We start from the raw sequence: 14,236 nt of genomic DNA, 5'->3' as shown, positions 1-14,236 counted from the left end.
TCACGCGCGTGACGCGGCCCACGCGGGGCCGCCCTTTTATGCCCCGGGTGCCCGCGGCCGTCCGTGAGACCCTGGAAGGCAAACCGACCGCCGACCGAAAGCCGTGCAGTGACCGCAACCGACCGCTCCCTGGAGCTCATCAACACCGCCGCCCAGGCGGCCGCCGACAAGCTCGCCCACGACGTCGTCGCCTACGACGTCAGCGACGTGCTGTCGATCACGGACGCCTTCCTCCTCGCCTCCGCGCCCAACGACCGCCAGGTCAAGGCGATCGTCGACGAGATCGAGGAACGGCTCCTCAAGGAGCTCGGCGCCAAGCCCGTGCGCCGCGAGGGCGACCGCGAGGCCCGCTGGGTCCTGCTCGACTACGTCGACATCGTCGTCCACGTCCAGCACAGCGAGGAGCGCGTCTTCTACGCCCTGGAGCGGCTGTGGAAGGACTGCCCCGAGATCGAGCTGCCCGACGACGCCCGGGCCACCCGCGGCAAGGCCGAGGAGCACGCGCGGGCGCAGGCCGCCGCCGAGGAGGCCGCGGAGGCGGGCGGAGAGTGGCGGTGAGCGGCGCCGCCGCCGGGCCCGGCGGGAAGCAGGGCAGGGGCCGCCGCGTCATCCTCTGGCGGCACGGCCAGACCGCCTGGAACGTGGAGCGCCGCTTCCAGGGCACCACGGACATCGAGCTCACCGAGACCGGTGTCGCCCAGGCCCGCCGCGCCGCCCGGCTGCTCGCCGGCCTCAGGCCCGACGCGATCGTCGCCTCGGACCTGAGGCGGGCCGCGGACACCGCCGCCGAGCTCGCCGCGCTCACCGGCCTCGACGTGACCCTCGACGAGGGGCTGCGCGAGACCTACGCGGGCGTCTGGCAGGGCCTGACCCACGACGAGATCATTGCCCGGTACGGCGAGGAGTACGCGGCGTGGAAGCGCGGCGAGCCCGTGCGCCGCGGCGGCGGCGAACTGGAGACCGAGGTCGCCGACCGCGCCGCCCCCGTCGTGCTCCGGCACGTCGAGAAGCTCCCCGAGGACGGCACGCTCGTCGTGGTCAGCCACGGCGGCACGATCCGCACCACCATCGGCCGTCTCCTCGGGCTGGCACCGCACAACTGGGAGAGCCTCGGCGGCCTGACCAACTGCTGCTGGTCGGTCCTCGGCGAGGGCGCCCGCGGCTGGCGGCTGCTGGAGCACAACGCCGGCACCCTGCCGGAGCCGGTGCTCGGCGACGACGACTGAGCGGCGCGCGGCGGGTCCGGGACCCCGGATTTCACTTTCCGGCAGGTCGCAGGCTAAAGTTCTTCTTGTTCGCCCCGCCGAGCGGGAAGAACGCAAGGGGCTATAGCTCAGTTGGTAGAGCGCCTGCATGGCATGCAGGAGGTCAGGAGTTCAATTCTCCTTAGCTCCACAGCACACGGACGAATCCCGTCCCCTCCGGGGGGCGGGATTCTTCGTTTCCCCCGCCGGGCTACTTCCGCCGGGCGGGCGCCGTTGGCCGCGGGGCGCGCCGGGGAGCGGCCGCTCCGGATGTCGTGTCCGGACGCCGTGTCCGGAGGTCGTGTCCGGACTGGTATCCAAAGCGTCGCTGACCGTGTTGGCCCGGTCGTGGCAGAATCAAACAGCCGGAAGGGAGCGCGGCCCGACGGGAGGGAGCAGCGATGCCTGCGAGCATCCGCGAGGAGGTCGATCACTTCCTCGACACCGCTGTGACGCATGACACGGTCATCCGCCTCAGCTGCCCTTCCTGCGGTTCCGCGCACGTGGCCCAAGTCCTCGGGGACAACGGCGGAATCTCGTACGTGTGCACGGCCTGCGGCCACAGCTGGAGCTGATCGATGGGTGCACACAGGCGGAAGTGCGACTGGTGCGGCAGCGGTACGCCGATCGTCCGCGACATGGAGCCGGTCAACCCGGAGTACCAGTACTGGTGCGAGGAGTGCGCGCGGGCGCTGATCATAAAAGGCGACCCGATCGAGACGTACCGCGAACTGGAGGGTGAGCCGATCTACGGCCGGCTCCTCGAAGAGCACTGCACGCTCAAGCGGTTCTACTCGTTCGTCACGGCCTGACCCTCCGGCTTCCTGCGTCAGAGGCGGTCTGGAGACCGACTCAGGGGGCGACATCAGGGGCAAAACGGGACAGAGTGAAACCGATTTGGTGTTGGGCCGGGGGGACCGTGTAATGTTGGCGTCGCCGCCGGGGAAACCGGAAGAAACACGGCAAGGGGCTATAGCTCAGTTGGTAGAGCGCCTGCATGGCATGCAGGAGGTCAGGAGTTCAATTCTCCTTAGCTCCACAGAAAGATCCCGCAGGGTCGTCAGACCCGGCGGGATCTTCTCGTTTCCGGGTCGGCGGCCGATACGGGGCAGTGGCCGAGCGCACGGCGTCCGCGGTCCCGGAGAGTGCCGGCGGGCTGGAGGACGTATCGCGGTGGCACGCCCGTGGGGGCCTTCGGCGCCATCGGGCGGGGCGCCGCTCCGGAGGCCGTCGGCGGGACCGTGCCCGGCTCGGCGTGCGGGCCGGTGGTCGGCGGATGTCGCTCGGGCCGCGTCCGGCGGGCGTGTGCCCGTTGCCGCTCCCGCCGCCGCGGAGGTCCACCGGAAGCGCGTCGCCGCCCGCGTGGAGGCTGCGGTACCCTGACGCCATGCGTGCCGTACGCCTTCTGCTTAGCGGGCCGCGCTGATCAGTCCCGGCCACCGGACGAGTCGAGTGGCCGGAATCGGCGCGGCGTCCCCTCCTGTGCGAGGGGATTTTTCGTTTCTCGGCAGCCGTAGGCAGAGACGATCGATGGAGCTTTGAGGATCATGAGCGAGACGAACCCCGCTGCCACCCCTGGCATGACAGCGGATGCCGCGCCGCACCGCTACACGGCCGCCGTGGCCGCGGAGATCGAGGCACGCTGGCAGGACTTCTGGGACGCCGAGGGCACCTACGCGGCGCCCAACCCGAGCGGGGACCTGGCGGGCGACCCGGAGCTGGTCGCCAAGCCCAAGAAGTTCATCATGGACATGTTCCCGTACCCCTCCGGTGCGGGCCTGCACGTCGGACACCCGCTGGGCTACATCGCCACCGACGTCTTCGCGCGCTTCCAGCGCATGACCGGCCACAACGTCCTGCACACCCTGGGCTTCGACGCCTTCGGGCTGCCCGCCGAGCAGTACGCCGTGCAGACCGGCACGCACCCGCGCGTGTCCACCGAGGCCAACATCGAGAACATGAAGGCCCAGCTGCGCCGGCTGGGCCTGGGCCACGACAAGCGCCGGTCGTTCGCCACGATCGACCCGGAGTACTACAAGTGGACCCAGTGGATCTTCCTGCAGATCTTCAACTCCTGGTACGACGAGGAGGCGAGGAAGGCCCGCCCGATCTCCGAGCTGGTCGAGCAGTTCGAGTCCGGTGAGCGCGCCGTCCCCGGCGGCCGTTCCTGGAGCGAGCTGACCGCCGCCGAGCGCGCCGACGTCCTGGGCGAGTACCGCCTGGCCTACGCCTCCGACGCGCCCGTCAACTGGTGCCCCGGCCTGGGCACCGTACTGGCCAACGAGGAGGTCACCGCCGAGGGCCGCTCCGAGCGCGGCAACTTCCCCGTCTTCAAGGCCAAGCTGCGCCAGTGGAACATGCGCATCACCGCCTACGCCGACCGGCTGCTGGACGACCTGGACGAGCTGGACTGGCCCGAGGCCATCAAGCTGCAGCAGCGCAACTGGATCGGCCGCTCCGAGGGCGCCCGCATCGACTTCCCCATCGACGGCGAGCACATCACCGTCTTCACCACCCGCCAGGACACCCTGTTCGGCGCCACCTACATGGTGCTGGCGCCCGAGCACCCGCTGGTGGAGAAGTTCACCCCGGCCGCCTGGCCCGAGGGCACGCGCGAGGCGTGGACCGGCGGCCACGCCACCCCGGCCGAGGCCGTCGCCGCCTACCGCGCGCAGGCCGCGTCCAAGTCCGACGTCGAGCGGCAGGCCGAGGCCAAGGACAAGACCGGCGTCTTCACCGGCGCGTACGCGACCAACCCGGTCACCGGCGAGAAGATCCCGGTCTTCATCGCCGACTACGTCCTGATGGGCTACGGCACCGGCGCCATCATGGCCGTCCCCGCGCACGACACGCGGGACTTCGCCTTCGCGCGCGCCTTCGAGCTGCCGATGCGCTGCGTCGTGGAGCCGACCGACGGCCGCGGCACCGACCCCTCCGCGTGGGACGACGCCTTCGTGGCGCACGACGCGACGATCGTGAACTCCACCGGCGCGGACGTCTCCCTGGACGGCCTGGGCGTCGCCGAGGCCAAGGCCCGCGTCACCGCCTGGCTGGAGGAGCAGGGCATCGGCGAGGGCACCGTCAACTACCGGCTGCGCGACTGGCTGTTCAGCCGCCAGCGCTACTGGGGCGAGCCCTTCCCGATCGTCTACGACGAGGACGGCATCGCCCACGCGCTGCCCGAGTCGATGCTGCCGCTGGAGCTGCCCGAGGTCGAGGACTACTCCCCGCGCACCTTCGACCCGGACGACGCCGACACCCAGCCCGAGACGCCGCTGTCGCGCAACGAGGACTGGGTCAACGTCACCCTGGACCTGGGCGACGGGCCGAAGAAGTACCGCCGCGAGACCAACACCATGCCCAACTGGGCCGGTTCGTGCTGGTACGAGCTGCGCTACCTGGACCCGCACAACGGCGACAAGCTGGTCGACCCCGAGATCGAGCGGTACTGGATGGGCCCGCGCGAGGGGCAGCCGCACGGCGGCGTCGACCTGTACGTCGGCGGCGCCGAGCACGCCGTGCTGCACCTGCTGTACGCGCGCTTCTGGTCCAAGGTCCTGTACGACCTGGGGCACATCTCCTCGGCCGAGCCGTTCCACAAGCTGTTCAACCAGGGCATGATCCAGGCGTACGTCTACCGTGACGCGCGCGGGATCGCCGTACCGGCCGCCGAGGTGGAGGAGCGCGACGGCGCGTACTGGTACCAGGGCGAGAAGGTCACCCGTCTGCTGGGCAAGATGGGCAAGTCCCTGAAGAACGCCGTCACGCCGGACGAGATCTGCGCCGAGTACGGCGCCGACACGCTGCGCCTGTACGAGATGGCCATGGGCCCGCTGGACGTGTCCCGGCCGTGGGACACGCGCGCGGTGGTGGGCCAGTTCCGGCTGCTGCAGCGGCTGTGGCGCAACATCGTCGACGAGACGACCGGCGAGGTGACGGTCACCGACGCCGAGCCGGACGAGGAGACGCTGCGCGCCCTGCACAAGGCGATCGACGGCGTGCGCCAGGACCTGGAGGGCATGCGGTTCAACACCGCCATCGCCAAGATCACCGAGCTGAACAACCACCTGACCAAGGCGGGCGGCCCGGTGTCCCGGCCGGTCGCCGAGGCTCTGGTGCTGCTGGTGGCGCCGCTGGCCCCGCACATCGCCGAGGAGCTGTGGCGCCGGCTGGGCCACACCGCCTCGGTGGTCCACCAGGACTTCCCCGTCGCCGACCCGGCGTACGTCGTGGACGAGACCGTGACGTGCGTGGTGCAGGTCAAGGGCAAGGTCAAGGCGCGGCTGGAGGTGGCGCCGTCCATCTCCGAGGAGGAGCTGGAGAAGGTGGCGCTGGCCGACGAGAAGGTCGTCGCCGCGCTGGGCGGGGCCGGGATCCGCAAGGTGATCGTGCGTGCGCCGAAGCTGGTGAACATCGTTACGGCGTAGGCGTCCGGCGTCCGGCCGCACACTTCCGCCGCGCACCGGCGGCTGCGTGCGGCCGGTCGCGCGGACGGGCTCGGGGTGGTCCCCTACGGGCAGGTTCGGGGTTCTTCCGGAACTCCGGGCCTGCCCGTTGCGTTTACCGTTGAAGAGCGGCGCGGCGGCTGCCGTGGCAGGCCGGAGACCCGCAGGGCCGGAGGAGGAGCACCGTGGAAGCAGTGATCGCAGTCTTCGCCCTGCTCTTCGTGCTCTTCGTCGCCCTCGGCGTCTACGCCACGGTGAAGGCGGTCGGCGCCGCCAAACGCGGCGTGGACCGCACCCTCACCCAGGCCCGCCGCACGGTCGAGGACCACACGCTGCGCGCCAAGTCCTTCGCGCAGCCCGGTCCGGCGGGCGAGCTCGCCCAGCTGCGACTGGCCCTGCGCACCTCGATGCGGGCCACGCAGGACGCCCTGCACGCGGGCGTGGCCGAGGACGCGTCCCTCAAGGAGTCCCTGGCCCTGTTCGAGCGACTGAGCGCGCACGGGCACGAACTCGACGCCGAACTCAGGCGCCTGGAGTCCGAACCGGACCGTGCCACGCTCGCCGCGCGGCTGCCGGACCTGCGGGAGCGCACCGAGCGCATCACCCACTCCGCGGACTCGCTGCGCTGGGCGGCCCGCGACCGGGCCCGCCGCTTCGCCGACGACGACCTCGACATGCTGAGCGCGCAGATCGACGTCGAGGCCGGTGCCCTGCGGCACTGGTCACGGACGGACGAGCCGTCCACGCCGCCGCCTCCGTGGCCCGAAGCCCCGGCCGCCGACGGCGCGGCGGCACGGCAGACCCGGTCCCAGGACCCGCGGCCGCACCCGGACGGTGGCCCGCACCCGGCGCAGGAACCGGCGCGTCCCGCCATCACCCCGCCCGATCCGCGGCCCGCCCACCCCTGGCAGCGGAAGACCCGCCCCGAGAACACGACTTGATCCGGTCCCGTCCGCCCCGCCCGGCCGGGGCCGGGCTGCCGCACGCGCGCTACGCCAGGTAACCTCCAGCACATGTCCCGCCATGTCGCGATCGTCACCGATTCAACGGCCTACCTTCCGGCCCGGACGATGGAGCGCCACGGCATCACCACGGTCCCCCTGACCGTGGTCCTCGGCGACCGGGCCCTGGAGGAGGGCACCGAGATCTCCACCCGCTCCCTGGCCCAGGCCCTGCAGAAGCGACGCCCGGTCACCACCTCCCGCCCGAGCCCCGGGCTCTTCGCCGAGACCTACCGCAAGGTCGCCGAGTCCGGCGCCGACGGCATCGTCTCGCTCCACCTGTCCGCCGAACTGTCGGGGACGTACGACGCGGCGGTGGCCGCGGCCCGGGAGGCGCCGGTGCCCGTGCGGGTCGTGGACACCGGGATGGTCGCGATGGCGCTCGGGTTCTGCGCGCTCGCCGCGGCCGAGGCGGCGGAGGCGGGCGCCACGGAGGACGAGGCTGTCACGGCCGCGGAGAAGCGCGCCGCGGGCACCTCCGCCTACTTCTACGTCGACACCCTCGACTATCTGCGGCGCGGCGGCCGGATCGGGGCCGCGCAGGCCCTGCTCGGCTCGGCGTTCGCGGTGAAGCCGCTTCTGCAGTTGGGCGAGGGAAGGATCGAACCCCTGGAGAAGGTACGGACGGCGTCCAAGGCGATCGCCCGCCTGGAGGAGATCGTCGCCGACCGCGCGGGCGGCTCCCAGGTCGACATCGCCGTCCACCATCTCGCCGCCCCCGACCGGGCGTCGGCCCTCGCGGACCGCCTGCGGGCGCGGGTCCCCGGGCTGGCCGACCTGCACGTGAGCGAGGTCGGGGCGGTGATCGGGGCGCACACGGGGCCAGGATTGCTGGGGGTCGTGGTGTCGCCCCGCTGAGGCGGCGCGGCACCACCGGCCTTCCGTCCTGTCATCCCTCCTGTCACCCGTGCGGGTGGCCGGGGTATCCACAACCGGGCAGTAGTCCCCGGAAAACCACCATGATCATCGCGAGTGCGGCGAGGTGCCCGATCCTCGTCGCATGGCTCTTCGATCACGTTCACGCACAGCGACGGCGACCAGCGGCCCGGGCCGCGGGCCCGCCTCCGACGGCCGTACCCGCCACCGCCGCCCGCTCCGCGCCCACGGCCGCTCACAGCGCCGGCAGGCCCCGGCCGAGGAGCTCCGCCGACGCGCGGACCTGCTCTTCGCCGCCCGCGGCGGCGAGCGGCCGGAGCCGGTCAAGGGGCCGGAGCCGGTCAAGGGTCCGCCGCCCGACGGATCTGCCGCCGGATGTCCTGACGTCGGACCTCCTGTCGCGGGGCCGCCTGCCGTGGGGTGCCTTGTCACGGGGCCGCCTGCCGGGGACGGGCGGGAGACGCCGGGCGCACGCGAACACGGGGGAGGCACGGACGGCGCGGGGGCGGAACGCGCGCCGGCCGAGGGCGGCTGGCGGGAGCGGGCCGGGCCGGCCCTGCGGGAGCGGCTGCCCGTGTGGCTGCAGGCCAGGTGCGGACTGGAACGGCGGAGCGTGGCCGCCCTCGCGGTGGTGCTCGTCGCCGCCGCGGCCTTCGCCGCGCAGCACTTCTGGGCGGGCCGTACCCAGTCCGTGCGGGCCCCGGAGGTGGTGCGGGCAGTGGCGCCGTACGGCGAACAGGGGCAGGGGCAGGGACAGGGACAGGGTGGGGGGCCGGGACCGGTGGACTCGGGGAACGGCGTACCGAAGCCCACGGCCGGGGTCTCGCCCCCGGCCGGCGCCGAGATCGTCGTGGACGTCGGCGGCAAGGTCCGCGAGCCCGGGATCCACCGGCTGCCGGCCGGTTCGAGGGTCGCGGACGCCCTGCGCGCGGCCGGCGGCGTGCGTCCCGGCACCGACACCGACGGCCTCAACCGCGCCCGCCTCCTCGTGGACGGCGAGCAGGTCGTCGTCGGCGGACCGGCTCCCGTCCCTGTCCCGGTGCCCGGCCCGGCTCCCGGCGCGGGTGGCCCGGCCGGGGCCGCCGCGGCGGGCCCCGCGGCTCCGATCTCCCTCAGCACGGCAACCGCCGACCAGCTCGAGACGTTGCCGGGCGTCGGCCCCGTGCTGGCCCGGCACATCGTCGACTACCGCACCCAGCACGGCGGATTCCGCTCGGTGGACGAACTGCGCGACGTGAATGGAATCGGCGAGCGGCGCTTCGCCGACCTGCGGCACCTGGTCCGGCCATGAGTCCCGCTCCCGAACCACCGGAGCACACGACCGCCCCGGTCCCCGCCCTGCCCCACGTTCCAGCCCCCGCCGCCCTGCCCCACACCCCGGCCCCCGCCGCCCTGCCCCACACCCCGGCCCCCGCCCGGACGCCACCCGCCCGAGCGGCCGTGCACGCGGCCTCCGGGACGCGGCTGGGGGCGGCCCGGCCCCGGCAGGAAGGACCGGCGGACCTGCGGCTGGTGCCGCCCGCGCTCGCGGCCTGGGCGACGGCGGCGCTGCTGCTGGACGCCTCGCCGGGATGGACCGCCGGTGCCGTGACCGGCTGCCTGGCCGTCGCCGGCCTCCTGCTGACGGCACCGGCCCGAGCGGTGCCGCCGTCGCTGCGGCGTGGGGCCGGGGCAGGGGCCTGGTCACGCATGCCGGCCGCCGCCGTGCTGCTCTGCGTCGCCGCGGCCGCGGCCTCGGCCGGACTCCACGGGGCCGACCTGCGCCGGGGGCCCGTACCGGACCTCGCGAAGCGGTACGCGACCGTGACCGCCGAGGTGGAGGTCACCTCCGACCCCCGGCTCACCCGGCCCCGCGTCCGGGGCGACCACATGGCCCCGGACGCGGTGCTGATCGACGCCGACGTACGGCGGGTGGCCGCGGACGGGACGGCGGTCACGACCCGGACGCCGGTCCTGCTGGTCGTCCGCGCCGGTCCGGGGACGACGGGCGGGGAATCCGCCGCCGGAGCCGGTGGCCCGTGGATCTCCGGAGGCCGGGCCGCCGGAGCCCCGTGGCTCGGGCTGCTGCCGTCCACGCGGCTGTGGGTCACCGGGCGGCTGGCGCCCGCGTTGGCGGACGGGGACCGGGTGGCGGCCGTGCTGCGGGTACGGGGCCGGGCGGCACCGGACGTGGTGGGGGAGCCGTCGGGGCCGCAGCGCGTCGCGGGCCGGCTGCGGGCCGGTCTGCGGGAGGCCACCGACGGCCTGCCGGCGGACGCGCGGGCGCTGCTGCCGGGTCTGGTCGTCGGGGACACCTCGCGCATCACCCCCGAACTGGACCGGGCGTTCAAGGAGACCGACCTCGCCCACCTGCTCGCCGTTTCCGGTGCCAACTTCACCATCCTGCTCGCCCTGCTGCTCGGGCCGCCCGGACTGGCCCAGCGCAGTGAGCGCCGGGGGCTGGCGCCCCGCCTCGGCGTCTCCTTGCGGACGACGGCCGTGCTGGGCGGCGTGCTCGCCCTCGGGTTCGTGGTCGTGTGCCGGCCCGATCCGAGTGTGCTGCGGGCGGCGGCCTGCGGGTCCGTCGCGCTGCTCGCCCTGGCCACCGGGCGCCGCCGCTCCCTGATCCCGGCGCTGGCGACGGCCGTCCTGCTGCTGGTGCTGTACGACCCGTGGCTGTCACGCAGTTACGGCTTCCTGCTCTCCGTGCTGGCCACGGGGGCCCTGCTCACGGTCGCGCCCCGGTGGAGCGCGGCACTGCGGCGGCGCCGGGTCCCGCCGCGGGCGGCGGAGGCGCTGGCCGCCGCGGCGGCCGCGCAGGCGGTGTGCGCGCCGGTCGTCGCCGTGCTCTCGGCACGGGTGAGCCTGGTGGCGGTGCCGTGCAACCTGCTCGTGGAGTTCGCGGTCGCGCCGGCCACGGTGCTGGGCTTCATGGCGCTGGCGACGGCACCGCTGACGATGCCGGTGGCCGAGTCCCTGGCCTGGTGTGCGAGCTGGCCGGCGGAGTGGATCGCGCAGGTCGCCCGCACCGGGGCGGCGCTGCCGGGCTCGGGGGTGGACTGGCCGGGCGGCTGGACCGGGGCGGCGCTGCTCGCGTCGGCCACGGTGGCCGTGCTGCTCGTCGGGCGGCGCCTGGTACGGCACCCCTGGTGGTGCGGGGTCTGCGGGGTGCTGCTCCTGCTCGTGGTGGTGCAGCCGCCACCGCTGACCCGGGTGATCACGGGGTGGCCGCCGCCGGGCTGGCGGATGGTGATGTGCGACGTGGGGCAGGGCGACGCGCTGGTGCTCGCGGCGGGCGAGGGCACGGGCGTCGTCGTGGACGCCGGACCCGATCCCGCGCTCGTCGACCACTGCCTGCGCTCGCTCGGCATCACCCGGGTCCCGCTCGTGGTGCTCACCCACTTCCACGCCGACCACGTGGCGGGCCTGCCCGGCGTGCTGCGGGGGCGCGCGGTGGGCGCGATCGAGACGACCGGTTTCGAAGAGCCCGCGGAGCAGGCGGAGTCCGTCCGGCGCCAGGCGGCGGCCCGGCGCATCCCCGTGCGGCACGCCGTCGCCGGGGAACGGCGGCGGGCCGGTGCGCTGTCCTGGGAAGTGGTGTGGCCTCTTCCACCTCCTGGGCCCGGAGCGGGCACGCACGCGGCCCCGGCGGGCCCGGTGCCGGAACCGGAGGGGCCGAACGATGCCAGCGTCACCCTGCTGGTCCGGACGGCCGGGCTGCGGCTGCTGCTGCTCGGCGACCTGGAACCCCCGGCCCAGCGGGCGCTGGCGAGGTCACCGGCGGCAGCGGCGCTGGAAGGCGCGGACGTGCTCAAAGTGGCCCACCACGGCTCGGCATACCAGGACCCGGACCTCATGCGCCGGATCTCTCCGCGGCTGGCGCTGATCTCCTGCGGGGAGGACAACCCGTACGGGCATCCCGCCCCCGGCACGGTCGCCGCCCTGCGCGCCGGGGGCGCGGCGGTGCTGCGGACGGACCGGGACGGGGCGCTGGCGGTCGTCGGTACGGGCGGCCGGTTGCGGGTGGTGGGGAGCTGAGGCCGCGGACGGCGCGCGGACCGGCACAGGAGGTATCCGGCGCCGATGCTGGTTTCCCGTCATATGGGCTCGTGTTGCCTGGAAAGCTCCGGCAATGATCGAATGCGTCTTCGGTAATGCGTGGGGGAAGTGTGACTGAAGTATGTAGAGGGTGTCATTGATGATCGGCCGTTGGCTGGGCAACCGAACGCGGCGTACGCAACGAACGAATCCCCTGGCCGCGGTGCGGACCCCGGCCGATGCGGGGGTGCTGAGCTGCCGGGTGCTCGATCCGGTCTCCCAGCCGGTGCCCCAGGCGGCGTTCACGGTCAGTGACGCCATGGGCCGCAAGGTGGTCGGCGGCGAGACGGATCCCTTCGGGACGTTCCTGGTGGCGGTGCCGGCGGGGGAGTACCGGCTCGCGGTGACCGCCGAGGGGTACACCCCGTACCGGGTGAGCGTGACGGTCTCCGGGGATTCGCTCGCCTCCCTGGGCGATGTGACGTTGCAGCCCGCCAGGCCGCCGGAGCTGCCCGCGCCGGGTGACTGGGAGATCGAGCCGACCCACTCCTCGATCGCGTTCACCGCGCGGCACATCGGGCTGGCCCGCATCCACGGCCGGTTCACCTCCTTCGCGGGGGCGGTGCGGATCGGCGAGCGCATGGAGCAGTCGGCCATGCACGTGGTGATCGACGCGGCGTCCATCGACACCAGCGTCCGGATGCGCGACGACCACCTGCGGTCGGCGGACTTCCTGGACGTCGCGCGTTTCCCGACCCTGGAGTTCTACAGCGACCGGTTCGCGTACCGGGGCGGCAGCCGCTGGGCCGTCACCGGGGCGCTGTCGCTGCACGGCGTCACGCGGACGGTCACACTCGACGCGGAGTACCTCGGGCTCGGCAACGGAATGGAGGGGGAGACCCGGGCGGCCTGCCGGGCCACCACCGAGCTGCACCGGGACGACTACACGGTGAGCTGGCAGACCATGCTGGCGCGGGGCATCGCGGTGGTCGGGCCCAGCATCAAGGTCGAGCTCGACGTGCAGATCGTGCCCAAGGGCTGACGGGGCCGCGGCCGGCCCGGAGCCGTCCGCGTACCGGGCGTCCGCGTACCGGGCGTCCGCGTACCGGGCGGCCGACGCCGGAGCCGACGGCGCGATGCCGGACAATGGCGTGCGTGAGTGACGTGAGACATGTGCTGGTGCTGCCCGACCGCGACGCCGCGGAGGAAGTGGCCGAGGCGCTGGGGGAGCGGTTCGGCGTCGAGGAGGAACCCCGGCTCGTCCGGGACGCGCTGGCCGGTGAGGACGACGCCGAGGACGCCCAGTGGCTCGTCGTCCTGCGGGACGAGGAGGAGCGGCTGGACGCCGCCGCGCTGGACGCGTTCGTGCAGGAGTGGGACGGCTGGCGGGAGGAGCCGTAGCCCCGCCGGCCGGCAGGCTCGGGGAGTGTCGCGGGGCCGGCGGGCGCGAGGGCGTGCCGGGGCCGCCGCGCCCTTCGGCCCCGCGTTCCGCGCTCCACGGTCGGCGCACGGCGGTCGATGGTCGGCGTTCCGCGCTCCACGGTCGGCGCACGGCGGTCGATGGTCGGCACACAGCGGTTGGCGCTCCACGGTCCGCACCCGGTGGTCCACGGTCCGTTGTCAGTGGCGCGTGGGATGCTTGAGGCGATGGCCAGGAAGACTGTGAACGACGACCCTCTCGCCCCGGTGACCCTGGCCGTGGGCCAGGAGGAGCTCCTGCTCGACCGTGCCGTGCAGGAGGTGGTGGCCGCCGCGCGGGCCGCCGACGCCGACACGGACGTACGGGACCTGACCCCGGACCAGTTGCAGCCCGGCACGCTCGCCGAGCTGACCAGTCCGTCGCTCTTCGCCGAGCGCAAGGTCGTCGTCGTGCGCAATGCGCAGGACCTGTCCGCCGACACGGTCAAGGACGTGAAGGGGTATCTCTCGGCGCCCGCCGAGGAGATCACCCTCGTGCTGCTGCACGCGGGCGGCGCCAAGGGCAAGGGGCTGCTGGACGCCGCGCGCAAGGCGGGGGCGCGGGAGGTGGCGTGCCCGAAGATGACGAAGCCGGCGGACCGGCTGGCATTCGTGCGGGGGGAGTTCCGCACCACCGGGCGGTCGGCCACACCGGAGGCGTGCCAGGCGCTCGTCGACGCGATCGGCAGCGATCTGCGGGAGCTGGCCTCGGCGGTCGCGCAGCTGGCCGCGGACGTCGAGGGCACGATCGACGAGGCGGTCGTCGGGCGGTACTACACCGGGCGTGCCGAGGCGTCCAGCTTCACGGTCGCCGACCGGGCGGTCGAGGGGCGGGCGGCGGAGGCGCTGGAGGCGCTGCGCTGGTCGCTGGCGACCGGGGTGGCACCGGTGATGATCACCAGCGCGCTGGCGCAGGGCGTACGGGCGATCGGCAAGCTGTCGTCCGCGCGCGGGGGACGGCCGGCGGATCTCGCCCGTGAGCTCGGTATGCCGCCGTGGAAGATCGACCGGGTGCGGCAGCAGATGCGGGGCTGGACGCCGGACGGGGTGGCTGTGGCGCTGCGGGCGGTCGCCGAGGCGGACGCCGGGGTGAAGGGCGGCGGGGACGACCCCGAGTACGCCTTGGAGAAGGCGGTCGTGACGATCGCCCGGGCGGCACGGTCGAGGGGCCGCGCCTGACGTTCGGGCCGTGTGG

12 protein-coding genes and 2 tRNA genes are annotated in these 14,236 nt (G+C 74.0%); all 14 read left to right on the top strand.

All coding sequences use genetic code 11. The annotated features are described in order from the left end of the window. The first annotated feature begins 108 nt into the window (after positions 1-108). The gene (gene rsfS / locus ABZ340_RS01250; RefSeq protein ID WP_358779634.1) at positions 109-558 is read left to right on the top strand and encodes a ribosome silencing factor; all 450 of its coding nucleotides are present in this window, start codon (positions 109-111) and stop codon (positions 556-558) included. Further along, entirely contained in the window at positions 555-1,226 is a 672-nt protein-coding gene (locus tag ABZ340_RS01245; RefSeq protein WP_358779633.1) for a histidine phosphatase family protein, read from the top strand. Before rsfS ends, ABZ340_RS01245 begins: the two co-directional genes overlap by 4 nt. A 96-nt stretch (positions 1,227-1,322) precedes the next feature. Further along, positions 1,323-1,395 (top strand) — tRNA-Ala (locus ABZ340_RS01240). Between the two features lie 250 nt (positions 1,396-1,645). Next, positions 1,646-1,819 carry a hypothetical protein gene (locus tag ABZ340_RS01235; protein ID WP_358779632.1) on the top strand — a complete coding sequence of 58 codons (174 nt, stop codon included), beginning with the start codon at positions 1,646-1,648 and terminating at the stop codon, positions 1,817-1,819. 3 nt (positions 1,820-1,822) lie between these two features. After that, complete coding sequence (locus ABZ340_RS01230; RefSeq protein WP_053750770.1) at positions 1,823-2,056, top strand: hypothetical protein; 234 nt, start codon at positions 1,823-1,825, stop codon at positions 2,054-2,056. 154 nt (positions 2,057-2,210) lie between these two features. Then, positions 2,211-2,283: transfer RNA gene (locus ABZ340_RS01225), tRNA-Ala, on the top strand. Positions 2,284-2,791: 508 nt separating this feature from the next. Then, positions 2,792-5,671 (top strand): leucine--tRNA ligase, encoded by a 2,880-nt coding sequence (gene leuS, locus ABZ340_RS01220; RefSeq protein WP_358779631.1) that lies wholly within the window; start codon positions 2,792-2,794, stop codon positions 5,669-5,671. A gap of 203 nt (positions 5,672-5,874) precedes the next feature. Beyond that, the gene (locus ABZ340_RS01215; protein ID WP_358779630.1) at positions 5,875-6,630 is read left to right on the top strand and encodes a hypothetical protein; all 756 of its coding nucleotides are present in this window, start codon (positions 5,875-5,877) and stop codon (positions 6,628-6,630) included. A 72-nt stretch (positions 6,631-6,702) separates the two neighbouring features. Beyond that, positions 6,703-7,548, top strand: a complete 846-nt coding sequence (locus ABZ340_RS01210) for a DegV family protein (RefSeq protein WP_358779629.1) — start codon at positions 6,703-6,705, stop codon at positions 7,546-7,548. A gap of 142 nt (positions 7,549-7,690) precedes the next feature. Beyond that, a complete protein-coding gene (locus ABZ340_RS01205; protein ID WP_358779628.1) occupies positions 7,691-8,857 on the top strand; it encodes a ComEA family DNA-binding protein in 1,167 nt (388 codons plus the stop codon). Positions 8,858-9,006: 149 nt separating this feature from the next. Continuing rightward, positions 9,007-11,583 (top strand): ComEC/Rec2 family competence protein, encoded by a 2,577-nt coding sequence (locus tag ABZ340_RS01200; protein WP_358779647.1) that lies wholly within the window; start codon positions 9,007-9,009, stop codon positions 11,581-11,583. Between the two features lie 160 nt (positions 11,584-11,743). Next, entirely contained in the window at positions 11,744-12,625 is an 882-nt protein-coding gene (locus tag ABZ340_RS01195) for a YceI family protein (RefSeq protein WP_358779627.1), read from the top strand. Between the two features lie 113 nt (positions 12,626-12,738). Further along, positions 12,739-12,984 (top strand): hypothetical protein, encoded by a 246-nt coding sequence (locus ABZ340_RS01190; protein WP_358779626.1) that lies wholly within the window; start codon positions 12,739-12,741, stop codon positions 12,982-12,984. Between the two features lie 246 nt (positions 12,985-13,230). Further along, positions 13,231-14,220, top strand: a complete 990-nt coding sequence (gene holA / locus ABZ340_RS01185) for a DNA polymerase III subunit delta (RefSeq protein ID WP_358779625.1) — start codon at positions 13,231-13,233, stop codon at positions 14,218-14,220. The last annotated feature ends 16 nt before the right edge of the window (positions 14,221-14,236 follow it).

Source organism: Streptomyces sp. NPDC006134 (genome assembly GCF_040628835.1).
Taxonomy (GTDB): domain Bacteria; phylum Actinomycetota; class Actinomycetes; order Streptomycetales; family Streptomycetaceae; genus Streptomyces.
This window is presented reverse-complemented; position numbering and strand designations above follow the sequence as displayed.